The sequence below is a fragment of the Desulfosporosinus acididurans genome (assembly GCF_001029285.1).
Taxonomy (GTDB): domain Bacteria; phylum Bacillota; class Desulfitobacteriia; order Desulfitobacteriales; family Desulfitobacteriaceae; genus Desulfosporosinus; species Desulfosporosinus acididurans.
The window spans coordinates 312,265-338,362 of record NZ_LDZY01000002.1 but is presented as its reverse complement, the minus strand read 5'-3'; the positions used below and the strand labels follow the sequence as shown (position 1 = coordinate 338,362).

23 protein-coding genes, 1 tRNA gene and 1 pseudogene are annotated in these 26,098 nt (G+C 39.2%); 8 read left to right on the top strand and 17 right to left on the bottom strand.

Annotated features, from left to right (window positions below; genetic code table 11):
* Positions 1–102: 102 nt before the first annotated feature.
* Both DEAC_RS03730 and DEAC_RS03725 read right to left on the bottom strand, forming a co-directional pair.
* Positions 103–1,380 (bottom strand): helix-turn-helix domain-containing protein, encoded by a 1,278-nt coding sequence (locus DEAC_RS03730; protein ID WP_047808682.1) that lies wholly within the window; start codon positions 1,378–1,380, stop codon positions 103–105.
* Between the two features lie 510 nt (positions 1,381–1,890).
* Positions 1,891–3,497 (bottom strand): annotated as a pseudogene (locus DEAC_RS03725) (IS1182 family transposase).
* A 373-nt stretch (positions 3,498–3,870) separates the two neighbouring features.
* Between DEAC_RS03725 and DEAC_RS03720 the strand changes: the two are divergent.
* Complete coding sequence (locus tag DEAC_RS03720; RefSeq protein WP_083995868.1) at positions 3,871–4,089, top strand: helix-turn-helix domain-containing protein; 219 nt, start codon at positions 3,871–3,873, stop codon at positions 4,087–4,089.
* Positions 4,090–4,580: 491 nt separating this feature from the next.
* On the opposite strand, the gene DEAC_RS03715 is transcribed toward DEAC_RS03720, so the two are convergent.
* Both DEAC_RS03715 and DEAC_RS03710 read right to left on the bottom strand, forming a co-directional pair.
* The gene (locus DEAC_RS03715; protein WP_053006269.1) at positions 4,581–4,913 is read right to left on the bottom strand and encodes a LytR/AlgR family response regulator transcription factor; all 333 of its coding nucleotides are present in this window, start codon (positions 4,911–4,913) and stop codon (positions 4,581–4,583) included.
* A 138-nt stretch (positions 4,914–5,051) separates the two neighbouring features.
* Entirely contained in the window at positions 5,052–5,420 is a 369-nt protein-coding gene (locus tag DEAC_RS03710; protein WP_427846257.1) for a response regulator, read from the bottom strand.
* Between DEAC_RS03710 and DEAC_RS03705 the strand changes: the two genes are divergently transcribed.
* The gene (locus DEAC_RS03705) at positions 5,419–5,766 is read left to right on the top strand and encodes a helix-turn-helix domain-containing protein (protein WP_242847063.1); all 348 of its coding nucleotides are present in this window, start codon (positions 5,419–5,421) and stop codon (positions 5,764–5,766) included. The genes DEAC_RS03710 and DEAC_RS03705 overlap by 2 nt on opposite strands.
* Positions 5,767–5,786: 20 nt before the next feature.
* On the opposite strand, the gene DEAC_RS03700 is transcribed toward DEAC_RS03705, so the two are convergent.
* Both DEAC_RS03700 and DEAC_RS03695 read right to left on the bottom strand, forming a co-directional pair.
* Positions 5,787–6,119, bottom strand: coding sequence for a hypothetical protein (locus DEAC_RS03700; protein ID WP_047808680.1), 333 nt, complete (start codon positions 6,117–6,119; stop codon positions 5,787–5,789).
* Positions 6,120–6,636: 517 nt separating this feature from the next.
* Positions 6,637–6,999 carry a hypothetical protein gene (locus DEAC_RS03695; protein WP_053006268.1) on the bottom strand — a complete coding sequence of 121 codons (363 nt, stop codon included), beginning with the start codon at positions 6,997–6,999 and terminating at the stop codon, positions 6,637–6,639.
* Between the two features lie 69 nt (positions 7,000–7,068).
* On the opposite strand from DEAC_RS03695, the gene DEAC_RS03690 reads away from it, so the two are divergent.
* Positions 7,069–7,257 (top strand): hypothetical protein, encoded by a 189-nt coding sequence (locus DEAC_RS03690; protein WP_047808678.1) that lies wholly within the window; start codon positions 7,069–7,071, stop codon positions 7,255–7,257.
* Positions 7,258–7,326: 69 nt separating this feature from the next.
* Here the strand turns inward: DEAC_RS03690 and DEAC_RS03685 are convergent, their stop codons facing one another.
* Together DEAC_RS03685 and DEAC_RS03680 are read right to left on the bottom strand one after the other, a co-directional pair.
* Complete coding sequence (locus DEAC_RS03685; protein WP_047808677.1) at positions 7,327–8,232, bottom strand: DUF3991 domain-containing protein; 906 nt, start codon at positions 8,230–8,232, stop codon at positions 7,327–7,329.
* Positions 8,233–8,369: 137 nt separating this feature from the next.
* The gene (locus tag DEAC_RS03680) at positions 8,370–9,911 is read right to left on the bottom strand and encodes a DEAD/DEAH box helicase family protein (protein ID WP_152671342.1); all 1,542 of its coding nucleotides are present in this window, start codon (positions 9,909–9,911) and stop codon (positions 8,370–8,372) included.
* Between the two features lie 385 nt (positions 9,912–10,296).
* On the opposite strand from DEAC_RS03680, the gene DEAC_RS03675 reads away from it, so the two are divergent.
* On the top strand, positions 10,297–10,989 hold the full coding sequence (locus tag DEAC_RS03675) for a hypothetical protein (RefSeq protein WP_047808675.1): 693 nt from the start codon (positions 10,297–10,299) through the stop codon (positions 10,987–10,989).
* A gap of 161 nt (positions 10,990–11,150) precedes the next feature.
* Here the strand turns inward: DEAC_RS03675 and DEAC_RS03670 are convergent, their stop codons facing one another.
* The 3 genes from DEAC_RS03670 to DEAC_RS03660 all read right to left on the bottom strand — a co-directional run bounded on the left by DEAC_RS03670 (position 11,151) and on the right by DEAC_RS03660 (position 14,005).
* Positions 11,151–12,122, bottom strand: coding sequence for a peptidoglycan-binding protein (locus DEAC_RS03670; protein ID WP_047808674.1), 972 nt, complete (start codon positions 12,120–12,122; stop codon positions 11,151–11,153).
* A 732-nt stretch (positions 12,123–12,854) separates the two neighbouring features.
* Positions 12,855–13,793 (bottom strand): tyrosine-type recombinase/integrase, encoded by a 939-nt coding sequence (locus DEAC_RS03665; RefSeq protein WP_047808673.1) that lies wholly within the window; start codon positions 13,791–13,793, stop codon positions 12,855–12,857.
* 137 nt (positions 13,794–13,930) lie between these two features.
* Positions 13,931–14,005 (bottom strand) — tRNA-Thr (locus DEAC_RS03660).
* 234 nt (positions 14,006–14,239) lie between these two features.
* Between DEAC_RS03660 and DEAC_RS03650 the strand changes: the two genes are divergently transcribed.
* The 4 genes from DEAC_RS03650 (at position 14,240) to murC (ending at position 18,945) form a co-directional block, all read left to right on the top strand.
* Entirely contained in the window at positions 14,240–15,373 is a 1,134-nt protein-coding gene (locus tag DEAC_RS03650) for a hydrogenase small subunit (RefSeq protein ID WP_047808671.1), read from the top strand.
* A gap of 51 nt (positions 15,374–15,424) precedes the next feature.
* On the top strand, positions 15,425–16,771 hold the full coding sequence (locus DEAC_RS03645; protein ID WP_200903086.1) for a nickel-dependent hydrogenase large subunit: 1,347 nt from the start codon (positions 15,425–15,427) through the stop codon (positions 16,769–16,771).
* A gap of 75 nt (positions 16,772–16,846) precedes the next feature.
* A complete protein-coding gene (locus DEAC_RS03640) occupies positions 16,847–17,503 on the top strand; it encodes a cytochrome b/b6 domain-containing protein (protein WP_083995864.1) in 657 nt (218 codons plus the stop codon).
* An 89-nt stretch (positions 17,504–17,592) separates the two neighbouring features.
* The gene (murC, locus tag DEAC_RS03635; RefSeq protein WP_047808668.1) at positions 17,593–18,945 is read left to right on the top strand and encodes a UDP-N-acetylmuramate--L-alanine ligase; all 1,353 of its coding nucleotides are present in this window, start codon (positions 17,593–17,595) and stop codon (positions 18,943–18,945) included.
* A 169-nt stretch (positions 18,946–19,114) separates the two neighbouring features.
* Here the strand turns inward: murC and DEAC_RS03630 are convergent, their stop codons facing one another.
* The 6 genes from DEAC_RS03630 to argF all read right to left on the bottom strand — a co-directional run bounded on the left by DEAC_RS03630 (position 19,115) and on the right by argF (position 25,976).
* Positions 19,115–19,687 carry a 5' nucleotidase, NT5C type gene (locus tag DEAC_RS03630; protein WP_047808667.1) on the bottom strand — a complete coding sequence of 191 codons (573 nt, stop codon included), beginning with the start codon at positions 19,685–19,687 and terminating at the stop codon, positions 19,115–19,117.
* Positions 19,688–20,467, bottom strand: a complete 780-nt coding sequence (nadE, locus tag DEAC_RS03625; protein ID WP_047808666.1) for an NAD(+) synthase — start codon at positions 20,465–20,467, stop codon at positions 19,688–19,690.
* Complete coding sequence (locus DEAC_RS03620; protein WP_047808665.1) at positions 20,468–21,934, bottom strand: nicotinate phosphoribosyltransferase; 1,467 nt, start codon at positions 21,932–21,934, stop codon at positions 20,468–20,470.
* Positions 21,935–22,263: 329 nt separating this feature from the next.
* Entirely contained in the window at positions 22,264–23,649 is a 1,386-nt protein-coding gene (gene argH, locus DEAC_RS03615) for an argininosuccinate lyase (protein ID WP_047808664.1), read from the bottom strand.
* 97 nt (positions 23,650–23,746) lie between these two features.
* Entirely contained in the window at positions 23,747–24,955 is a 1,209-nt protein-coding gene (locus DEAC_RS03610) for an argininosuccinate synthase (RefSeq protein ID WP_047808663.1), read from the bottom strand.
* 76 nt (positions 24,956–25,031) lie between these two features.
* Positions 25,032–25,976, bottom strand: coding sequence for an ornithine carbamoyltransferase (argF, locus tag DEAC_RS03605; protein WP_047808662.1), 945 nt, complete (start codon positions 25,974–25,976; stop codon positions 25,032–25,034).
* Positions 25,977–26,098: the final 122 nt, after the last annotated feature.

Below are 26,098 nucleotides of genomic sequence, written 5' to 3'. Positions count from 1 at the left end.
TAATAGATGCTTGTTTTTAGGTAGCCATTAAATAATAAAATACTGTATTTTGCGAAACAAAAATTCTACTCTATACACAAAAAAGACAGGGTTTAATCCCTGTCAAAATAAAATACGATAAATCTTTCTTGGCCGTCCCCTTGGATAAGGACTTTCTTCACCAATTACCTGTGCAAACCCTTTATCCTCTAACTCCATGAGAATTCTTCGTGCGCTCCGAGGCATAATTTGCATATAGCGAGCTAGTTCATGGGCAGATATTTCACATTTTTGGGTTTTCCTTAAGATTGCCTTGATTTTATTTATGGTTGTTCCGCTTAAAGAGGTTTTTTCGCTTAACTGGGCTAACTCTTCCGAGGCATAAGAATAGGTTATCTGCGCTTGTTTACCCAGTGGGCCGACAATTGTTTTATCATCAAGAAGAATCATCCAAGTCCCCTGTCCATATTCCTTGGCATGAAGCAAGGCTTTTCCGGCATTGATCTCGGCCTCATAGGCTGTTTTACCAATACCAATACCACAGGTTTGGTTATCGTGGGCAGTTTGAGAAGATCCCTCCAGCTCCGGCACAACAGTAAAGTTGCTCGTAATTTCTTGTAAAAGCCCTCGGGTTGTAAAAATAACATAACGTCCGGGTCCAGCTGCTTTTAAAGAACCATGAACTTTCTTTGCGTATTCGAGTAGTTTTTCCGTAATTTTAATTTCTAGGCGATGTAATTCATCTGTGGAAAATGTATCTTTGGCCAAGCGGGCAAAAGAATCAACTTCCACCATCTGAACAGCTATCTGAGCATCCTTAAAATGTAACGTTTCATTTGTCCGAAGTATAAGTTCAATGATTTCTTTCACTCCTAAGCGAGTCGGAAGGACCCGAAAGACTGGGACACCCAGTCGCTGAAGTTCGAGATGGGCAGTACGCAAACAGGTAACGGCCGCTTTCGTTTGCCCTGATTTCCAAAGCCTATAATGGTATTCACTTAATTCATCAGCAGATATTTCTCCTTGATAATATTTCAGGAAAATAGGCTTAGCCTCAATTTGTGCTTCCGAAAAAGTTTTTTCTAATTCGCTTGGTTGAAAAGTATCAAAACTCAATTGTTCCATTGTTAGGTCTTGTTCGTAAACGATATGTAACAAGGTCCTATATAAACTCGCACCAGTATGGGGAATATAAAACATAGGTTTTAGGATTCCACCCCAGAGTTTGGCAATTGAGTAGGGAACTTGTCCGGAAAACAGCCAAATATCAACATCATCAACATGTGGCCGCAAATTTTCAATTAGGTCTTTCTCATTCCAATACTCGAAAAATCGGCATTCCAGATCGGAATATTCGTCTGTAACAGACTTAATGATTTTAACAGTATCATCAGCCCCCATGATTCCTAATCGGGTTTTAACGATTAATAAGACCCTCTTTCCTCAATTTTATTATAAATTAAGTATAGACTATTTTCTTATATTTTCCTAATAGAGGCCATTGGGAGAATTCCGGTGAAAGATTAATTCTTAATGCTCCCATGCTGGGAGCGACCCCGAAACCTTTATCAAGTTAATGGCAGCGGTTTTACCCGGATGGGTTATTTAGTGATTTTAGGTTTGTTTAGGTTAAATTTTATCTCACCTTTATCTCATCTGTCCCCAAAATGTCCCCAAAGCTTAGTTTTATACATCAAATGCATAAATACAAAAAGGGGCTGTCTCAAAATGATGTTTTGAACATCATGAAAAGGTAGCCCCTTTTCAATATTTTGGGAAAAATTAGTTATGAGTGTGAAATCATAAGGGAGTCTTCCTGATCTCACACTCTTATTACTATATTTGGGAACACCAAAAGAGAGGGATTCTTTGAATCTCTCTTAACTCCTTAAATTAAAGGAACAAACAGATTTACGCAACCTCTATTTTATGTAATGAATGACCACATCTGTCTTGTTGTATTTTGTTATGCAATTTATTGATGTTAAAGCCAAAACTCAAGAGCAAAAATTCAGTTTCAACATTCTTTTTGCCACGCATTACAAATCTTCGGAAGCTATGGTCTTCCTTTAAAACTCCAAAGGCCCCTTCGACTTGGATGGAACGATTCATTCTTAGCAAGATACCTTCAGTCGATGTGATATTATTTAAGGATTCTGATCGTTTCTCCAAAAATAATTTTGATACCGATAGTTTCTTATTACCGGCTGCTTTGGTACATTGTTTTTTGAAGGAACAGCCTTCACAACTCTCACACTCATAGAGAGTTACAACCGATTTATAACCACTTTTCGAAGTTCTTGTGGCCTTTCCAACAACCACAAGTTTTTTATGATTGGCGCATAGATATTCGTCGTTGACGGAATCATAGACCATGTTTTCCCGTTTACCAATGATCTTACTAAAACTTTTTTTCTTCATGACTTCATAGGTCTGAGGCTTAATGAAAGGCTTTAGCCCTTGTTTCTCAAGATAAACATAGTTTTCTTCACTTTCGTAGCCTGCATCAGCAATGACCTTATGATATTTTTGGGGCAAATTTTCAATGAGCTTATCCAAAAAAGAAATAAGCGTCAATTGATCGGAGCGCTCACTCGATATGGCTAATCCCACGATATATTCAGCCTCTACGCCAATCTGCACATTGTATCCGGGTTTTAGCTGAGAATTTCTCATATGATCTTCTTTCATATGCATAAAGGTGGCATCTGTATCCGTTTTTGAAAAGCTATTTCTACCATCAAAAAGCTCGTTATAACGATCATATTTCGTTTGTTTTTCCAAGAATTCTTTGAGTGTTTCTGTGGCCCTTTGCAGATTCGTTTTGCGTTTTCCCTTTCCAGAAACAAATTCTATTTTTTCGGCTTGTTGCTTCTCCTTCAAAAAAACAATGTATTTCTGAAGGGTTTCCACTGTGATTGCCGACTCCCCTAATGGAATACCTGTTTTGATTTCTTGATTGAGTTTCAGAAGAAATGCCCTGGCCTTTTCCTGCAGTTTTTGCTCATTTTTAAGGGTGGTTTTCTTCCATACAAACGTATATTTATTGGCATAGGCCTCAATTTTTGTTCCGTCTATAAAAATATTTTCATACTGAATCTCACCAAGTTCACCTAGTTTGACAATCAATTGGCTGAAAAGCCCTTCAAGAATCCCTTTCAGCCTACCATTGCGGAAACGAGCAATGGTATTATGGTCGGGTACCTTCTGCCCTTGGAGCAACCACTTGAAATTAATATCTCTTCTACAAGCTTTCTCAATATCTCTGCTTGAGTAAACATCGTTCATGTAAGCATCACTAATACTCTGAATAATGTCTTAGGTGTGACCGCTGGATTTCTTTCCTTGGAAGAGTAAGCCTTGTTTAGATTTGAATAATCTAATTCCTCCGTCATATGGCATAGCAGTCTCACAGAGTCATCTTCTGGCATTAATACTTCCATGTTAAGTGGGAGCACCAGTTGATAAGTCCCACTATTTTCGGTATAATTTCTATGTATAGTTTTGTTTTTTAGCATAAACTAATTATACCAAAAAGGCGAGTCTTTGGACTCGTCTTGTCCAAAAAATAGCAAGAAACTAGAAATCATTTAAACTCTATTCAATTATCAAGTCTGATGTCTACATTCCTATACGCTAAACCTCCTTGATATTCGCTTAGAATCACCTTTTAAGGGGATGCTTCTAAAACCAGGTTATAAACCCCCTACCGCTTAAAATTAATCCTTTACAAGCCATTCTGGCTATCAACAAGAAAGCGATAGATAGTAAAAGACATGGTTTTACTCCCTTAATCTAGTAATTTCAGACTATAGTCTGAAGACCATGTAAGGTCATTATATTACAATTTCCCTGGCAATGGAATCCTAGATGAATTGGAGTTATTTGCCTATGGAAAAGTATGCTAATGACCTAAAAAAGTTAGGTAACAATATCCGCTTACATAGAGAAAGAGCAGGTTTATCACAAGAAGCATTAGGTTTTAAAGCCGATTTGCATAGAACATATATAAGTCAGTTGGAACTTGGTCAAAGAAATCCTTCGTATACCACGCTCTGTAAGTTAGCCAATGCCCTTAATGTATCTATTTATAATCTTATTGGAAAATGATTTATCCTTTTGTTACATAGATAAATTCTATAAAGCAATAGCAGAGTTTAATGGGTACGAATAAGTGTCGTACCCATTTGTTACTTTTCAAAATCGCTCGCCTCAAAATTGAGGTTAGTTGCATAAAGAATATTATTGAATTTTTGCTTCATTAATCCCAAATTGACGGTATTAAAGGTTACTTATACTATAAATTACTTCAAAAACCGTACTAATAATCACGACCATAAATTCTCAAAGGTATATATTACCCCTACCTCACTATTTCACTACAGTACAGGAAATGGTAATAGGAAAATAATGAAAAAAACCCCAGGTTTTTGCCAAGGGGTTCCCTAAAATGAGGGGAAAATGAAAAAAGAATTATTCCTCCAGCCTGATATAACTTACTAAATTAGCCTAATCCTGGTGAAAAATTTTGTCTATAATGTCTTTCTAATTGTATGTATCATACTTTTATTGTTTCAAAAAGGAAGTTTATAATTCTTAATTTATTCTAAACAATATTTCTGCCGAAACTCTTTAGCCTTATCTATTGTTATTAAGGCTGTTTCATTGGTATTCATAAGTGTCACAAGGTAAGTTTTATTCCCGTAAGGGGTAAATTCAGCAACCATTTCGACATTAACAATGTAACCCTTATGACACCGAAAAAAACTTACGTTGTCTAAGAGTTGTTCTAATCGACCAAGTGATTCATTTACTGAGTACGTCTTACTTACAGAATAAATCACACTTTTTCGATCTTTTCTGGTTATTAGAATAATATTTTGAGGATTAATGAAGGCATAATTATTATTGATTTGAACTGCCAATTTCCTCATTGACGGTTTACTAACTCCCTTCTTCGATACCCATCAATTCAAAAATTCTATAAAGAAAAGTTAAAAACCTTTTTTTAGGTTTTCCTAACATGTAAAGCATTTACCTTTATGAGCAGTAAAATAACCTTTTTGGGACAATCAGTTTTGTCCCAAGTATTTAATAATTACCTTTTTCAATTCATCAGGTCGAAATGGTTTAGATACAAAATCAACCGCACCAATCTTTAATGCTTCATTAATAATATTACCTTGAGCAACTGCACTACACATAATTACTTTAGCCGCACAATCAAAGGCAATTATCTCTTTAAGGGCAGACAATCCATCTAGTTCTGGCATAGTAATATCCAGTATTGTGAGTGCAGGTATATTTTCTTTATATAATTCAATAGCCTCTAAACCATTCGTTGCTTCCAAAATATTAAACTGTCCTATGTTAACCAAAACCTGGCGAATCATCATTCGCACAAAACTAGCATCATCCGCAATAAGAACCTTAGAAATCATGAATTTGCCGCCTATCTGTAATGCAATTATTTACACCAATATATTCCAAATGTCACTTATCCCCTGTAGACTCATCGACTACAGAAATTCTATCATTCGAGTAAATATACGTCAATCGGATGGTAGTGATTTAGTGTCTGACAATATTAGAATTAAATTTGGAAAGCGTGTCAGGAAACTTCGAGAAGCGCAAGGAATATCTCAAGAAGAACTTGGGTTTATTAGTGATTTACACCGTACATATATAAGCGAAGTTGAAAGAGGTATTAGGAATATCTCTTTAGACAATATCTTTAAACTTGCAAAAGCCTTAGATATTACACTAAAGGATCTGTTTGATTTTTGATATCTATACCTTATATTTTATTAGACTTCATTACCGATTAAGGTTACAGTAATATCTGATCCTGCAACCCCACCACTCCAAGAAACAACTTGATTGGTAAGCCCTGCAACTGGATTAGAAAATGTCACCACTTGATTTGTATTATTAGCCAATTGAATTTTTAAAAAGGTACTTGCCGATAAACCAATTCCAAATTTAACCGTTAGTGTACAACCTTTGTTTGTGCTTAAAATTATCCCATAAAGCATAATTGTTTTACCAGACGATGGTGTCCAAATAATTACATCTGTAAACGTGCTTGTTTGTTCATCATAACGATATTTTAGGGTTTGATTAATTGGACGATCATTCAATCAAATCTCTCCCAAATCTGCAATTTTATTTCAATTGTCTACATACCCATATTTTAAAATATTTATTATTTCTCTTAATTAATAGGAATCAGGACTATAAAGATTTAATTAATGCTTAAAATGGTGTCTTGCATGTTTCAAAATGCCTAGCACCAATCAACTTGGTAACTATAAAGGTATGTCAAGACCAATGATAATTAGGGTTCATTTATAACCAATGAGGAATCTATAATCTTGCCGTCTGTAACCCCCATATTGGGGTAACTGAAAATTGATTAAATTGATTATAATCTTCTTCAATAGCGAATAAGAAATATCTCTAAATTCGGGCATTTATCCTTGTATTTTCTATTTTTCTCGAATAATTTTCGAGTAATCTCTTTATTTCGTTGAATATTGTCTAATTACTTCTAATTCTATAATCCATGAAATTTGCCATTCGAAAAAACACGTTCGATTAGGTAGAACACTTATCATCAACTTTACTTAGAAAAAGGAGCCAGGGGTAAAACCTGGCTCACCATTCTTCTTTACCTCTTTTTCTTCCTGTGTCCCACTCAGTACATTTATAATCACCATTATAATCTTTAAAGAGTTCCTCTAATGATTTGTACCCATTTCCTTTATGCGGCTGTTCACTAACATTCTCTTGACAATGGATCTGGACATCAATAACTTCATCATCACCGTTTTCGTGCATAAGTTTGAAAGCCTCTGCCCAACCTTGGCGAGGAATGGTTAAACGATCTTGACAATGTTTCTTAATCATTTGTAGGAAATATTGTTCAAAAGTCAATTCGCCCGATTTTTCGGAATCCTTTCTATATACCTCTGCCATAAGATTGAATAATTGTTCGTCAATATCAAGGATAAGTTGCATCTTATTTCCTCCAATCACCAAATACTGTATAATTGTCAAGAACATTATCTTACAGAAAGGGTGTTAAATATGGAAGTTGATTTATTGTCCAAGAGAGAGGAATTGAAAGAAATTATTGACGATATGCCTGAAGAGTATTTAGATATGATTTTAAAGTTTATCGACGATAACTTTGAAATCGTACCCTCTGAAGAAGATATTAAGGCTTTTGAACGTGGAAAAAGGGAGATTGAACAAGGGCTTTACAAGTTCATTTAGAGACAGGAGACAAGGAGACAGCGATTGCGCCGCTGAAGCGGCTCAATCCTGGAAAGGGAAAATGTATCATCATTTTCTTCTTGAGCATAACACTTCATTCCAATCCTTTTTGTTTTTTGGTCTGCGGTCAATAATCTCATGATCTACACCAAAGTCCTCTTGAATAGCCTTAAAACATTGACTGCCAGCCTCATCATTATCAACAGATACAACGACCCTTTTAACTCCTTTATGATTGCTCAGAAACACCTTTAGAGGTGCTAAACCCACCCCACCCATAGCCAATAAATAAACTTTACCATCAAGATTAGGTGATAGGACTAAAATTGACAAGGCATCAATAACACTTTCAGTTACAATGACAAGATCACTATCCTTTTCAGGTTTTAATAGCCAACCAAATTTTTTGTCACTGTTTTTTGCTTCGTTATGAAAAGGTCTATCTGGTATTGTACCACGCAAAATTGCCGCTTTAGCCTCACCATTTTTATCAAAACAAGGGAATACACAATTGCCGCGCTCATCCTGGTAAATTAGTCCACTAGAAATTAACCTATTCACAAGATCTTCTGATATTTTTCTTGTCCTGGTCAAATATGCAAATACTTTATTATTGTCATTCTCTGCTTTAGGAAGTACAAATACTTCCTTTTCCCTTTCCAGCCTTTCCCTGCGAATAGCAGGGGAAGGGCTTCTCCTGCCTCCTTCTTGTGTATCTTGAAATGTTGCTAATTCATCGACCGCTTCTTTAAAACTCAATTCATATACATTCATACAAAATGCAATAACATCCCCACCACTATTTTTACTAAACCAATTATACTTATTTTCCTTAATAATCAATCCTCCACGATCTTTAACCCGATAGTTGCCGCTATTTTTACCTTCTTCAACAAGTTCAAGACCTTTGTGCCGACAGTATTCTATTAAATTGACTTGCCTTGCTCGCTTAATACTTTCTTTTTCAATTGTCATTATTGCTCTTCCTTGTAGTATAGATTTTTATCACGGTTAGGTTTTCTTGACAACTATATCAAAGTGTAGTATAATTAACACTTTTGTTACGTTTCTGTACGTTATTGTATATTATTTCTGTACAAAAGTGTAACAGGTTAAACCTTGTTTATAATCCAGCATCTTTTTTGTTTTCCTTTGTTATCTCTGGCTGTAAGGCTCTGTACGATATAAGGGAGTTTGTTCTCTTGAATTATCGAATTAACAGTACCTATTTTCATTGTTTTGTTTCCTCTTAAGTCTCTTTGGGTAATACCATAAGAATTTTTCATTAAGGCTTCCTTTAATCTTTGCTGTTGTTCAGAAAATAGATTGACTCCAACAAAATCTTTAAGCACGTTATTTAAAGTTGCGGAATCATATTCATCCTCTAATTTTGCCACCTTCTCTTCACCGAAACCTTCAAATATGCCAAACAGATACTTAACCTTGGTCATGTATAGACTTTTATCTTTTCTGCATGAGCCAATGTCTTTTAATGCGAATAAGTATTTGAAATACTTCATCTCATTTAACCGATACTCAATTTTTTCAGTTCCGCTTTCATCCTTTGTAACAACAGGATCTACAATCTCACTAATCTGTCTTTTTGCATACTTTTTGGCAAATGCAATACTGCCATTGTTCTGCAAATAGTTTGCTTGCTCCATTGCACTTGAATAACGATTCCGAATTGTATTCATCATTCTACCATTTTGGTTTTTAATATAGATACACACTTTATCATTATTATCGTCATTATCGTCATAAGTTACCCTACGCCGCCCAACACATTGAACAATGGTATCTAGGTCAAAAATATCAACGATAATATGCTTAATGGCTTTGTCAACAATATTTACCCCCGAATCGAGTACGCTAGTGGTACATAAAATTCGGCAACTTAAATCTTTTACCTCTTCATCAATTTCCTTTTCAATTTCCTTATCAGCAAATTTGTAAAAACTTTTATTGTATCGACTACAATAAAACTTGGCATCTTGAAATTCCTTACTTAAAGTGTATGATTTCCCTGTTCCAGAAAAATATATTGCTTTTTCACCTTCAGGCAATTCAGAAAGCACTTTTTTCATTGCTTCATCCGTTTCATAGAAATACAATTTATGGATGTAATCATAATTCGCGTCTAATTGGTAGTATCTGTAATCAATTTTTTCTCTATATTCCATAAACTGTCTTACAAAACTAATCGTGGCACTCATAAAAATCCTTATGGCATCTTTTTGAGACTTTAACCATTTCCATGTCAGTTCAGTACAGCGATTAAATGGAGAATCACTGAAAATGTAGTGGCATTCATCGGCAACTATATAATCATAATGTTGTATAGGTTCATGATTTAAGATCATTTGTTCCAGTTGTTGATAATTCATAAAGTCAATTTTTTTGACTGTTTGGTTTTGGAATGCTAATTCATTCTGCCTTTTCAAGGCAGATCGTGGAGATAACATAAGGATTTTTTGTTTTGCATCCAAGGCTTTAGTGTGAAGTCTGGTTCTTACAAAGAAGGTCTTTCCTCTTCCTGTTTGCGCTTCGATAAGAATATAATCGCCTTTTTTCCATATATCGATTTCCTCAGATGTAATTACTTCACCAACCATTGCTAATTTCATCCCACTGATTATATCTATTTTATCCACCTTCTTAATTTAATAAATCTATCTAACTTCCGTATTGTTAATGTAAACTTTGTTTGTTATAATATGAATATCTACAGAAATGATAAGGTTTAAATAAAATTATAAAATTAAAACGAAAATAAATAAGCGAATTCTAAATCCGCAAACCCCTCCAGACTTAAATAGTACCGATTTATTGCAATTATGTCAAGAGGTATTATTTAACATTAAGTTTAAATACTAAAAACCCTCAGTTTTTCCTGATTAAGAATGCTGAGGGTTGATTTTTTATTAAATTAAAATTATAAAACTCCTGTTTTATTTTAATATAATCCTCATTTTTTAAAGAGCATTTCTCGCTTAAATTCAAGAAGTATTGACACACTAATATCAGGTGGTGATATATATGGATTATACAAAATTTGACACTATCCATATAACTCAAGAAGATATAGATAAATTACAAGAAGTTCATCTAAGCAGAATGATTTTGAATTTCCCTGTTATTCTTAAGGAAGGAACGATTACCGTTGAAGGCAGGATAGTATTATATTTTCGCCTTGATGATGAGCAATCGATATTAACGACAATTTATCAAGGAGCGGTTAACCAGAATATTCCTGTCGTGACGTTTCGATGGGATAGAGTTTCACAATCATTCACAAGTCAGACAGTTCATAGACAAGATATTTTGGATTATTTTATTGATTATCAGCACAGTCTAGGTTTTCCTGATTATGACTTATCAAATTATATGATACAAAATCTGACAATATTGTCTTATATCATGGCTTATATTCACGAAAATCAAGAAAATCGAGAAGTTGTATATACTACTCGTCAATCCTTGCCTCCGAAAAAGAATAGTAAAGGTAAATCACAACGAAACCGAAATATAGCAAGATTTAAAGAGGTTTTTAAAGTTTATGTCAATGATGAGAATATCGAGACAGCATTAGAGACAAATAAACGTGAATATAAACAAGAATCATGGACTGTAAGAGGGCATCCCAGGCATTTAAGTTCAGGAAAGGTAGTATGGATTGATCCTTATATTAAAGGTAAGGGTAAACATAATCCAAAAGATTATAAGTTTTAAAAAAAGGGTCGTTAATAAAACTCATTACTGTATACGACAAAAATTACGATCTCTTTATTCAAGCGGCTTTCAGGGTTTCAATTTAGGAATTAAGATATTTTCCAAAGTAAACGACTTAGCACCTTCATTAGTTTTATTAATTTGTTCTCAGAAATTTTTGGTTATTCCGCAAGGGTAAATCTAATTGGTTTACTCTTTAGCGTAATGCCTAGAGTTGAATTTACATAAACTACCACTGCTTCATAAGTTCCAGCAGGGACATCTGCAAACCATGTCGCTGGCAATGGTTCGGCAATCTCTGGATGGAGAGCATTAACCTTAAATGACTTACTAAAAGAACTCTCTGTAGACGTTAAAATTAAAGTACTATCCCTATTCCCTACTAATTCAGGTAGGGTAAATTGTAATACAAAATTGGCTTTACTTACTGTTGAGTTATCTAGTGGCATTAATATTACTGGAGGATTGATAATACTTTCACCAATAGTAATATGAACCTTTCCAAACGGAATTGTATAACCTGTACCTGTTGTTGGGTCAAACGGCGTATCTGCGCTAACTGTTATCATATAATGAGTCCTCTTTGTTAAAACACCTGGTTTGTAGGTATAACTTAGATTGTCAGCGGATACAGTAGCTTGAAAATCTGCAAGGTACTTCAATGGATTATCCAAGTCTGTAACAACAACCCTATAGCCCGTTGCATAGGGAACTTTAGTCCATGTTATATTGACATCGGCATGCGGCAGAGCCGCTCCGTCTTTAGGGTTAGTAATGCCGATAAGTTGAATTACTCGTCCAATTAATAGATTATAAGGATCAATTCCTGAATTGATAGCAAGAAGATCCGATAAGGGAATATTATGCGCTTGTGCTATTTTATAGAATGTATCCCCAGGCTGAACAATGTAAACCCCAAAATATGAAATTTGCTTTTGCAAATTCTCCCAGGTAATTACCCCAACAATTCCGTCGACAACAAGAGTATTCCCTTGTTGAAATTTGATTACTGCTGACTCTGTTTGTTCTCCAAAAACCCCATCAATTGCTCCAGGGTTATATCCGAGAATCTTTAAAGTAGACTGGAGTTGTGTAACATCATATCCAGTTGATCCTTTTAGCAATATTCGCAAACTCATCAACCCCTTGTAACATTTTGCTCTGATATAATATGCCTTTTATTTGGGATGTTGAGCGCAATTGCTTATAATTCAGGCACTTTCAACATAATTCAATGATATGAAATAATTGGAGGCTATCACCTTTAAGTGATTCCTCTTTTATATAACTGCTTATCAAGAACCTTTACCTAATGATAAAGATTGTGTTTTCAAGAATGCCCCCCCCTAAGCGGTTAATTTTAAAATATATGGTTTTAGAATATATGATCTTTATAATGTCGTAATTTCTATCATTATCTCCTGGAGATTATGTCATATTTTATGATCACAGTATTCATGCGACTTTCAGAGTTTGAAATTAATTAATATGCAAAGGACAGTAAAATTTAACTTATTTCTAATCCAAAAAAGGAACTACCCCAAACTGAGGTAGTTCCTTCATTTTTTATTCGGTTTTATAACCTAAAGCCTTCTTCCTTGTTATATAGTCCTCTGTATCAATTTCTCCGCGAGCGAGCCGTTCATTTAACAGTTCTAAGGCTTTATCTGTGCGTTGATAGAGGAAAGGTAAAGGGTGATTAGTCAAACGCCTTACAGCGTAAAATATGAGCAGGAGAATGGCAATTACAATAAGGAAGTGTAGTCCGATTTTATTATTAAAAAGAAGCCTTTGAAATATTTCTTAATTTCAAGCATATAGAAGTAATTGTCCGATTTCACCCTCAATAGAAATCATTAAATTGCTTACTTTATCTTAATTGTTTTCTTATCTGTAGTAACCTTTTCTAATGGATTATATTGATCAAAATTCTGTTTTAAATCATCAGTAAACATATTAACATATTCTTTTACAATCTCAATGCTTGAGTGTCCAAGGATTTTTTGGAGTCGAAATATATCACCCCCTGCAAGTATCCAACCCTTAGCAAAAGTATGTCGAAAGAGATGTACAGAAGTTTTCGAAACCCCTCTTTTACGATTATACTTTGCCACAGAATGTGAGACACTTGTTTCTAGCAATTTTGTTCCAGTTTCTGAGCAAAAAGCATAATCTTCTTGAGTACCTTTTCTATATTTCAGATATTCATCTAGTATCTTTATTAATGTTTTAGAGATAGGAACAATCTGATGCTTTCTGTTCTTTGTTACAGAATACTTTATGACAGCATTATCTAAGTCTATATCCTGAATTTTGATATTAACGAGAGTTCTCACCCTGCATCCAGTACCAACAAAAAAGTTGATTACAACCCATGTTCTATACTCAGGAAAAGAACATTTCTTAATATTTGGCTTTTTTAGGAGGATTTTAAGTTCATCATCTGTATAAGCATCCTTTATTTTTACATCGCCTTTTAGCATTCGAATTTTAACTCTTTTTACATACCCTAGTTCAATCCAATAATTAACCATTGCTCTTAGATATCTTAAGCAGGTATTTACACTCTCAATACTTTGTAATTGAAAGTTTTCCTTAAGGAATATGATATAATCCCTAATCGTATTGTCGTTGATTTCCGATAATAATCTCTCTGACCCATAGAACTTCTCGAAATACTCATAGTTCTTCCGATAATTTTTTAGTGTTGCTTTGGATAGGTTTTTTACCACTGAAAACTGTAGAACTTCCTTAAACCCCTCTTTTAAGGAAATACTTGCCTTACTCTTCATTAAAATTCTCATAAATCCACCTCTACAAATTATTGCAGAGTTGACAAAAACAAAAGCAATTCACCTCTTAATATTTCTTAAAAGATGAATTGCTCTTTTTTGTTATACCTATCTACTGAAATGCTGATAAATTAAGCAATTAAGACCAGTGGAGCCGATGGTCGGAATCGAACCGACGACCTGCTCATTACGAGTGAGCTGCTCTACCTCTGAGCCACATCGGCAATTACGGACGAGAGTTATATTACCTTATTTTTGCCGTTTCGTCAAATATTTTTTTATAATATATTCGAGAAACCATATTCTAAAATTGTATTTGAGCTATTTCATTTGCTTATTAACTTTGTCACTGCAATACTACCCCTATTGATGTATGCCTTTTATTCACTCCAACAATTTCTCCGTTTTTGAGTGAATTACTATTTTTTGGGAAATAATACCCTCTCAGGGGGTGTGTCATACTGGATCGTCGTGAGTTTCTAAAATTAATCGTTAAGGGAGCAATTTTAGGGAATTTTTATCAACTAATTACCCCTCACCTTTCTCGAGCAATTGCAGCAGGTGATATTAAAAAGAAGTTACCGGTTATTATGATCGAAACAGGCACATGTACGGGAGATAGTATCTCCTTCGATAATATTTGGACCCCCACGTTCTCCGATATTCTTTCAAACATTCTCGATTGGCGTTACGATTGGAGCATGAATCAGGCTCAAGGAAGTGCTGCCTACCAAGTTCTTCTAGATACCTATTCTAAACTGCCCAACGAATATATTCTAATCGTCCAGGGATCAATGATTCACAGTGATTCTGGGCATTACGACCATGTCGCCTATGAACAAGGCAAGCTCATTACGGGAATAGACCTGGTTCGCCGCATCGGCCTCAAAGCTAAGTACGTTGTAGCTATAGGCAGCTGCGCCGCCTTTGGGGGACCTGTTGCCGGTTATCCTAATCCGACTCGATCAACAGGAGTACAAGATGTCTTGCCCGAGAGAAGGGTTATCAATGTCTCAGGCTGCCCCGCTCACCCGGATTGGATCATGGGGACCTTACTTCACCTGGCCTTATATGGCGAACCAGAGCTAGAAAAGTACGGACGGCCAAAGATGTTTTACGGAGAAACCATTCATAATCGCTGTCCAAGAAGATACTATTATGACCAGGGAATCTTTGCTACAGACATTGGGCAGAAAGAATGCCTTTACCGAGTGGGATGCAAAGGGCCTGTCACCTATGCTGATTGTCCAATCCGCCGCTGGAACGATCGCTTAAATTGGCCTATAGGCTGCAATACTCCGTGTATTGGCTGTACAGAACCTGGCTATCCTGATCTTATGTCACCATTTACCGTTCACTCTCCTGACATTCCTTTACCTGGTGGAACAAAGATTGCGACTGATTCTGTTGCCCTGGGAGTACTAGGTTTTACCTCGGCAGCAATTATTGGTCATGCAGCAGCTTCCTTGTATAAGGGGAGAATTCAAAGAAATCTTCTCAAGTCGACAGTTCGGGGGAAGCATCGTTTTTCCCTCACTAAGGTTAAAACTTTCCACACCTATCGGGTCAAGAAAAACGCCAAAAAGGAGTGACCAATACTGGAAAAGAAGGTCATCTTTCCTGTAACTCGTATTCATAATCCTATGTTATTGGAAGCTTGGTTAGAAAACGGGGTAATCAAAGATGCTTACATTTCTGATACCCTCTACAGAGGATTTGAGCAAATCTTAATTGGCCGCTCCCCCATGGATATGCCCTATTACACACAACGTATCTGTGGCATTTGTTCTTCTGCTCACGCCATAACCGCCTCCTTGGCTGTGGAACAAGCATTGGGAATGCAAGTTCCGCCTAATGGCCATTTAGTCCGCAACTTGATCTTAGCCAGTGATGTCATTCAGAACCACATTCGCCACCTCTACTTATACGCCTTGCCGGATTATTTCCGCGGTCCTGACCTTGCTCCCTTTATTCCCCATTCAGAATCCGACCTGCGTGTATCCAAACAAGAAAATGATTCTCTTACCGAACATTATTTTCAAGCTCTGGAAATTTCCCGGGCCGCTCATGCTGCATTTGCCGTTTTTGGAGGAAAAGCACCTCACGGCCATGGAATCGTTCCTGGAGGAGCCAGCATGGAAGTAGACGCCGACAAGGTCAATCGCTATCGTGGATATATGATGGAAATCTTAAGCTTTGTCGAGAATACACTCCTGCCGGATGTAGACTTAATTATTAAACGCTATCCTGATTATGTGGATTTGGGAGAAGGAGTAGGAAATTATATGTCGGTGGGGGGATTTCTAAATCCTGAGGGAGCAGCGCTGTTTCCCCAAGGGATCATTCTTCAGGATAAGAGAGAAAGCTTCAATCAAAGATACATTACTGAAGATGTAACCAGAGCCTGGTATAAACCTCATGGGCCGCTGCATCCCTCAGAAGAGGATACAATTCCTGATCACAGCCAACCTAAAGGATACACCTGGGTCAAATCTCCGCGCTATCGCGGCCAACCCATGGAAGTTGGTCCTTTAGCACGAGCGATTATCAATCAAGAAAAAGTCATCGGTCACGGAGCATTAGCACGGATATGGGCTCGCTCTTATGAAATCAAAAAACTTGCCGAAGCAACCTTAGGATGGCTTAATCGTCTGGAACCTGGGGCAGAGACTCTTAACCGAAAAATAGGCTCTGATTCTGGAAGCGCTGTTGGTCTCCACGAAGTTATGCGTGGAGTCTTAGGCCATTGGCTTAGCGTGAAAAAAGGACGCGTGCAGCATTATCAAATTATTACTCCTTCTGCCTTTAATTTTGGAGCCCGGGACGAATCAGGCACTCGCAGCGTAGGAGAATCCTCACTGCTTGGTTTGAAGGTTCAATCAGAAGATCTCAAAGAAGCCGGCAGGATTATCCGTTCTTTCGATCCCTGCTTTTCCTGTAGTGTTCATCTTATCGACGGTGAACGTATTCAGGCTTTACGAATTGAATGAGGACTTTACTTTGCCAGTTAAATCTCAGGGCGAGTAAAGGGTACGGTTAGTACGGTTAGGGGCATGTTTAACAGCATGAAGAAAAAAAATAATTTAAGGAAACCATTTTTCGAAGAACTTCAACAAGGAAACGTAGAGGGCGAAATTATTCTTTTCCAACCTCTATGGGTCAGGATTTTTCATTGGGGATTTGCTCTCAGTCTGACTGGAATTCTGTTAAGCGGTTTGGAATTGCATAAGCCGGCAAAATTTTTTGCAGTTTCCTATGGCGATATGTTTAAAATTCATGTAATATCAAGTTGGTTCGCCCTTGGATTTGTGGCCTTGCGCTGTGCAGATGCAATTCTCCGGCGTGATCAATCGCTTATTCCTAAATTACGTGATCTTAAACTATTTCCTAAGCTTTTAGCTTACTACCTGTTCCTGCGCACCGCTCCTCCTCCTAATCGCAAATATAACGGCGGGCAAAGTCTTGTCTATTCTTCATGGCTCCTCCTTTTCCTGATAGCAAGTCTTCTCGGTTTATCTTCCTATTGGCAAGGAGAGCATCTCATTTGGGTATGGAGATTAGTGGGCGGTTTCCAGCGTCTTAGGTGGATAAAATTTATGATCACCATTTACTTTCTGGCAACGATTCCCCTGCACATCTACCTTAGTATGACAGAGAACCTTAGTCATCTTCAGGCTATGGTTTCAGGTTATGAACGAAAACCGCCTCCTAAAAAAAGTTAGAATATTTTTCCTTGTATATTTATGATACCTTTTCGTATAAGTTTGGGTATAATGAAAGATAGAGTTATACATAGAAGGGACGATCTATTTTGGGATTGCATATTCATTTTGTTGGCATAAAAGGAACAGGTATGAGTGCTTTAGCTCAAATTAGCGCTCGAATCGAAGGGGCTACCATCTCTGGTTCAGATGTAGAAGAGAGTTTTTTTACAGATAGTGTTTTAAAACGTGCCAAAATTCCTGTTTTAGGTTTTTCTCCCAGTAATGTGGAAAAGGCTGATTTAGTTGTTGCTTCAGCCGCCTATACGAATCAACATCCGGAAATCGCTCGTGCTTTAGAGCTAAATATTCCTGTTATGACCTATCCTCAATTTCTCGGACGATTGCTTTCCAAAAAGCGCGGCATTTCGGTCGCTGGAACTCATGGCAAGACGACGACAACTGCCATGTTGGGTATGGTTATGCTTAATGCCGACTTCGATCCGACGATTGTTGTGGGCAGCGATGTTCCCAGCATCGGTGGCAACGCCCATTCGGGAACAGGTGAATTTTTTGTGGCAGAGTCCTGTGAATATCGACGCCACTTTCTTAACTATTCACCCGAGCATCTGATAATAACAAATATAGAATTTGATCACCCGGATTATTTCCAAGACCTCGATGACGTCATCTCCGCTTTTGCCGAACTCGCCCAGAAAGTACCTGAACACGGTCATATTTATCTATGGGCTGAGGACCCAAATCGTCAGGCAATCCACGGATCTGCGCCTATTACTACCTTTGGCCTTTCCGATGCCGCGGATGTTCGTGCTACGGAAATTCTCTTCCGCGATGAGCAAAGTTCTATGAAAATTATGCTAAAGGGACAATATGTCGGCGATTTGGACCTTCATGTTGCCGGACGTCATAATATTCTTAATGCCTTGGCAACTATCGCAGTCTGTCACGAAATCGGCATTCCTATTAAGGAAGTGCTTGACAGTTTGAGTAAGTTTACTGGGACAAAACGCCGCTTTGAGCATCTTGGCTGTAATACCAATGGAGCACTTATCGTTGATGACTATGCTCATCACCCAACAGAAATCCGTACGACCTTAGAAGGTGCCCGGTTATCCTTCCCTGATCGTCGAATCCGTGCTGTGTTTCAGCCCCACACTTTTAGCCGCACAGAAAAACTCCTCCAGGAATTTTCTTTAGCGTTTCAAAGTGCGGATGAAGTTGTCATAGCCGATGTTTTTGCTTCCGCACGCGAGCAAGGGAATCAAACGGTCTCTGCTCATACTTTGGCTGAGCTGATTCAAAAGCAAGGAATACAGGCCCGCTACATTGGAACCTTAGACGATATTAAGCACTATCTTGCGCAAACACTGGCTCCCGAAGATCTCGTCCTAACCTTAGGGGCAGGAGACGTTTATAAGGTTGGGTTAGGCATCGTCAGCTAAAAGCTGAACATTGGATCTTCGGTGACGAAAGCGCCTAGCCCATAACAAATCCTATCGCACTGAAGGATGGGAGAGGACGTCTTACGATTTAATAAAAAGGCAGAGCAGTTAACAAACGTCGAGTTGTTACTGCTCTGCTTTTTTCTAACCCCTACTTTTTCAACTGCTTTTAACCCTTCAGAGGGCCCTTTAATTCTCTGATTCCCTCCACGATTTCTTTCCAGCTCCGACATCGTTTGATGCTTTGGGAAAGCTCTTCATAGTTCAGATTATAACTGGTTGTCAGAAGAAAAACAGGAACTCCGATTGCGGCGATCTCCTGAGCATTCACATGATAATCCTCAATAAAAGCCTCGATACCCCATTCCTTGACTAAGTTCACTTTACTGTTAAAGCCTGAAAAGAGCACGTGTTCATGTGGAATCTCACTCTTCGCCAGCCAGCGAATGGTAACGTCTTTCTCTTCAGGTGTACGGGCGGTCACATAAATAATCTCGTGGCCCTCTTTGATTAGGGCCTCTATCCCTTCTTTTGCTCCCGCCACAATATTCGGCATAAACAGCAGTCGTTCCGCATTACCAACGAAGAAGTCATTCATATCGGATCTGGGAACTTCAAAGTCTCTATGCATATCGTAATTTGTAATAGTCTTGACATCCTTGCCAAAGTACTGATTCAGTTCCTGCATCCAATATGGGTAACTATCAGAAACGACGCCATCAATATCGACTCCGATTCGCACTTATTCTAACCTCTCGAGTTTAGGAAGTTCAAGGCTGGGAGGAAGATGTCGTTTGTGCTCGCTTTGATGGTGTAACTTCTCAATTCGTTCTTTAACTTCGGCCGGGACATCTTCCCCGAGCAAATAACGATCGATTAAATCATAAGTTAAGCCCATCTCTGCTTCATCGGTCTGTCCGGGCCAAAGACCTGCCGTAGGCACACGCATGGCAATTTTTTGCGGCAGTCCCAGCATCCAAGCCCAAGCTCTTACCTCACTCTTAGTAAGGGAACTGATTGGTAAAAGATCGACGCCGCCATCACCGTATTTAGTAAAATATCCGGTATAACTTTCCGGGGCATTGTCTGTCCCGACCACTAAATAATTCATCGCATTAGCTACAGCATATAATGTTGACATACGTAAACGAGCCTTTAAATTTCCTTGACTCATTGTTTCGCCAACAATTGGACTGCCTTGCGCGGAGGAAGGCAATCCTTGCTTGACTTGGTTGAAAACTAATGTATGAGCCTCTCCAAGGTCAATCTCTAACGGCCTAATTTCAAAACCTTCGGCAATCCAGAGGGCATCCTCCCGATCCTCAGGATTCGAGTGACTGGGCATGATTACTCCGATGCAATTCTCCGGAAAAGCACGAACACAAAGCCCGGTAACCACAGCCGAATCAACGCCGCCGGAGATCCCAACGACAACCCCTTTGGCATTAGCCTCGGCAACTTTAGTACGGAGCCATTCCACAGCAGTGTTAATCCGAATGGCCAATTCCTTATCAGTCCACATTTATTCTTCCTCCTGATTCTGGTTCTGATTTGATTTTATTTCATTGTGAATGGTCAAAAGTAACTGTTGCTTTAAATCGTAAAGCTTCGGTGAAAGATCAACAATATACCGATGGGGGTTTGCCAAGCGCTTCACTTCATCCCAAAAGGTATCCAGTTCCTGGCGCGAATACTTTTGTATATCCATCAGAGAAGGCAATTGGTAAACCAGTTTTCCTTTACGGAAAATAGGCATTAACAACTCCCTGGTCCTAAAATTCACCAGTGTTTTTCTCTTCCAGGTCTGTATAGGATCAAAAATAGTCAGGGATTTTCGTTCGCTGAATAGTTCATCCTCTAAGGCGATTAAATCGGCCATAGCTTTCCCCGCTCGGTCATAAAAACGAACAACCTTTTTAATTCCGGGATTGGTAATCTTAGAGATGTTTTCCGAAACTTTAAGACGAGGGTGAAAAACTCCGTTTTCTCCCTCTGCAGCCAGCTTATAGACGCCGCCTAAAGACGGACTGTCTTTGGAGGTTATGAGATGGGTTCCAACTCCCCAAGCATCAATAGCAGCTCCCTGAGCTCTTATTGAAAAGATTGTCTCTTCATCAAGATCATTGGAGCCAACAATAATGGCCTTTGTCAGTCCTGCCTCGTCCAACATCCGACGGGCTTTCTTCGACAAGTAGGTCAAATCGCCGCTGTCAATCCGTATCCCCTGAAAATGATACCCTTCAGCTTCAAGTTCCAGCCCTACTTTAATGGCGTTCGGAACACCGGATTCCAGGGCGCTGTAGGTATCCACTAATAACAAACAGTTGTCCGGAAAAGTCCGGGCATAAGCGCGAAATGCCTCTAACTCTGAAGGAAAACACTGAACCCAGCTATGGGCTTGGGTACCCGAAACAGGGATTCCGTAGCGTTCTCCGGCCAGAATATTCGATGTCGATTGACATCCGCCGATAAAAGCTGCTCTGGCCCCTAAAGTTCCCGCGTCCGGCCCTTGCGCTCTTCTCAAGCCGAACTCCATAACCGGGCCCCGTCCCGCTGCAGCAGCTACCCTAGAGGCCTTTGTCGCAATAAGGGTTTCGAAATTCACCAAATTTAAAATGGCGGTTTCTAAAAGTTGTGTTTCCAAAATACGCCCTTTAACTCGCATGATCGGCTCATAGGGAAAAACAGGAGTTCCTTCCTGTATAGCATCAATGTCACCGGTAAACTGAAAATGTCGCAGCTCCTCAAGGAAATCGTCTTGAAAAATATTAAGACTTTTGAGATATGCTAAATCCTCTTCTCTGAATCTTAAGTTTTCAATAAATTCTACGACCTGTTCAAGTCCGGCGGCTAACGCATACCCTCCATCGAAAGGCAAGGAACGAAAGAAAACGTCAAAGACAGCTTCTTTATCGCGGTAACCATTAATAAAGTATCCTTGCATCATGGTTAATTGGTATAGATCTGTTAACATTGTAAGATTTTCCATTTACCCTTTACCTCGCCGCTCTCATCTACAGGTTTAGTGTTCCTAAATCTTAGGATATAATCGTTGACTAAAAATCATGTGTGAGAATTTCTACCTTTGAAGTAACATTTCCTTCTTTGACGACGGAAATAATTGTTTATCTTTAAAAATAACTATTCTAAAAGACTCAGTTTGTCGTATTTTCCAGAAAATAGCAAAAAAGTTATCCACATATTAAGGGAGCTTATCCCCCATTTACCTAGGGGTTATCCACTTAAAAAGTCCATCTATTTCGATATTATCCACAGAGTTATCCACACTATGCACAGTTTTGTGTCGTTTCCATACCTTTACTCAGCCAACAATTGTTTTAGAGTTTCATGACTTATTTGAATTCCTTGAGCGACGGTTTCCGGAGAAGGGCCTCCTATGAGCTTACGCGCACGCACACAATGTTCAATCCCAATGGCAGCAAAAAGATCCTGATCAAACACCGGAGACAGGGCCTGATAGTCACTGAGTGCCAGCTCTTCCAGTCCTATTCCTTTTTTGGTGCAGTGCAGAACAATTCGTCCTACGAGCTCATGGGCTTCACGGAAAGGCACTCCTTTCTTCGCCAAATAATCCGCCAAATCCGTAGCATTTGTAAAGCCTCCTTTGGCTCCCCAAGCCATAGCATCTTTATGGACTTGCATGGTTCTAAGCATAGGTTCTACAACGATTAAGCACTTTTGTAAGGTATCGACAGCATCAAAAACCTGTTCTTTATCCTCTTGCATGTCTTTATTGTAAGCAAGGGGCAGCCCCTTCATCACTGTTAAGAGTGCGACTAGATCCCCGTAAACACGTCCGGTCTTTCCTCGTACTAATTCCGCCACATCCGGATTTTTCTTTTGCGGCATAATACTTGATCCGGTCGAATAGCCGTCATCCATAGAAATGAATTGAAACTCCCCGCTCGACCAAAGTACGAGTTCCTCACATAAGCGGCTAAGATGCATCATCAGGATCGATGCGCCGGCTAAAAATTCTAAAGCAAAATCTCGGTCACTGACACCGTCTAGACTGTTCAGTGTCACGCCGTCAAATCCTAAATCACCAGCCACTTTCTCACGATCGAGGGGAAAGGTCGTTCCGGCCATCGCTCCCGAACCGAGTGGTGACACATTCAAACGTTTTCTGGTATCATTCAGCCGTCCAAGATCGCGTAAAAACATCTGGCTATAGGCCATTAAATGATGGGCTAAGGTTATGGGCTGTGCTTTTTGTAAATGGGTATATCCGGGCATCCATGTTTCAAGATGTTCTTGAGCTATGTTCAGCAGTGTCTGTACCAGATTTCCGACATATGTTTTGGTCTGGTCAATCTCCTCCCTGAGATACAGCCTTAAATCCAAGGCCACCTGATCGTTCCGGCTCCGTCCGGTATGTAACTTTTTCCCTGTTGGCCCGATTTTTTCAGTCAATAATTTTTCGACATTCATATGAATATCTTCGGCACCAATTTCAAATTCTACGCTGCCTGCTTGGATCTCCGCCAGAATTCCTTGCAGGCCTTCGATCAATTGGGTTGCTTCATCTTCTGTGATTACCCCCACGCTGCCCAGCATTTTGGCGTGAGCTATGCTTCCCAGAATATCTTGTTTGTACAAGCGTTGATCAAAACGAATTGAGGAATGAAAATCCTCCACTAACGCATCGGTTGTTTTTTCAAAGCGTCCGCCCCAAAGTTTCACAGGTCATCTTCCTTCCGTAGTTGATAATAAACAAGCAGGGGAGCATTGCCCCCCTACGTGAGATAAGCGCCGAAACTTTCGGCGCCCATTTGCAGTCTTATTTACGCAGCCCTGATTGTTTTTCCATTAAAGCTCTAACCTTAAGCGGCAGACCAAAAAGATTAATAAATCCTGCCGCATCCTTCTGATCATATACTCCATCTTCTCCAAACGTGGCATAAGCTTCATTATAGAGAGAATAGGGTGATTTCGTGCCTGCTAAAGAACAATTTCCCTTGTATAATTTTAAGCGCACAGTCCCTGTAACGTTCTTCTGGGTTACATTAACGAAGGCATCAAGGGCCTCGCGCAGGGGAGAATACCAAACTCCATCATAGACAATTTCAGCATATTTTAGAGCAACTTGCTCTTTATAGTGGAGGGTGAGCCGATCCAGAGTCAGATGTTCTAAAGCTTTATGAGCAGTATAGAGAATCGTTCCGCCCGGTGTTTCATAAACGCCCCGTGATTTCATACCCACCAGCCGGTTTTCTACCATATCCACAATGCCAATTCCATTTTTTCCGCCTAAATCATTAAGAGTTTCCAATAATTTAACCGGCGCAATCTTCTCACCGTTTAATGTGGTAGGAATCCCTTGCTCAAAGCCGAGTTCCAAATAAGTCGCTTCATCCGGAGCGTCTTCCGGGGCAACACCAAGCAAATAAAGGTCTCTTTTAGGTTCATTCCAAGGGTTTTCCAAGTCTCCGCCCTCATGGCTTAGATGCCATAAGTTGCGGTCCATACTATAAGGACGATCTTTCGTCACAGGAACGGGAATTCCTCGCGCTGCAGCATAATCAATACAATCCTCGCGGGATTTAAGGTTCCACTGCCGCCAGGGAGCAATAATTTCTAAATCCGGATTTAACGCTTTAACACTCAGCTCGAAACGAACTTGGTCATTACCCTTACCAGTAGCTCCATGAGCTATGGCCACAGCGCCTTCCTTCTCAGCGATCTCCACAAGACGGCGGGCAATCAGAGGGCGAGCGAAGGATGTCCCCAGGAGATAATCGCCTTCGTAAACTGCTCCGGCTTTCAAGGTTTGAAAGATAAACTCAGTCACGAATTGTTCTCTGAGGTCTTCGATGTATAATTTACTTGCTCCGCTCTTTGTCGCTTTTTCCTGAAGAGGAGCCAATTCTTCACCTTGACCAAGATCGGCAACCATAGCAATAACTTCATACCCATAGGTTTCCTTCAGCCAGGGGATAATAATCGATGTATCCAAGCCACCGGAATATGCCAAAACAACCTTTTTCATACCCTATTCTCCTTTTCATTCAATACATTACTAAAAATCATATATAACCAAAGTAACTAAGTCAAGCTGTATTCCTTTACATCACCAAAGCCATAATTGCCTTTTGAGCATGCAGCCGATTTTCTGCTTCATCAAAAACAACGGAATGGGCGCCTTCGATAACTTCTTCAGTAATTTCCTCGCCGCGATGAGCAGGCAGACAGTGCAGCACAATTGCTGACGGATGGGCAAGTTTAAGGGACTCAGCATTGATCTGGTAGCCTTGAAAAGCCTTCATACGCTCACCGGCTTCTGCTTCCTGTCCCATGCTTGCCCAGACATCTGTGTAAAGAACATCGGCTCCTTTCACCGCTTCTAAAGGATCATCAAGAATATCGACACTGCCGCCATTCGCTTTAGCATCTTCCTGGGCTAAAGCCACCAGAGCAGGATCAGGCTTATAACCCTGGGGAGAAGCAATCACAACTTGTAATCCCATTTTGGCTCCGCCGAACATCAGTGAATGGGCCATATTGTTGCCATCCCCTATATAAGCCAATTTTAACCCTGCCAGACGTCCTTTATGCTCTTGAATCGTCATAAGGTCTGCCAGCACTTGGCAGGGGTGCAGCATATCTGTCAGGCCGTTGATTATGGGAATTGTCGCGTATTGAGCCAAGTCCAGAACTTCCTGATGACTAAAGGTGCGGATCATAATGCCATCAACCATACGGGAGAGTACCCGAGCCGTATCGGCGATTGTTTCTCCCCTGCCGAGCTGTATGTCCCTGCCGCTTAAAAAGAGTCCTTGTCCTCCAAGCTGATATATTCCTACTTCAAATGAAACCCTGGTCCGCGTTGAAGATTTTGTGAAAATCATACCCAAGGTTTTGCCTTGAAGAATTGGATGCGGCCGCCCAGCCTTTTGTTCTTTTTTAAGCTCGGCAGCAACATCTAAAAAACATTTTAATTCATTTTGAGTAAAATCATGTAAAGAAATAAAATCCCGACCCTTAAACTGTGAATGATCAATTGTTATCATATCTCTTCCACCCCTTCAATGTGTATTATTATACTTATTAATGTATAAAAATGCAATAGTTAAACTATATCGTTTTTTTCAGAAGCAGGAGTCTTACGATTGATAAATTGGTATTGCTAAGG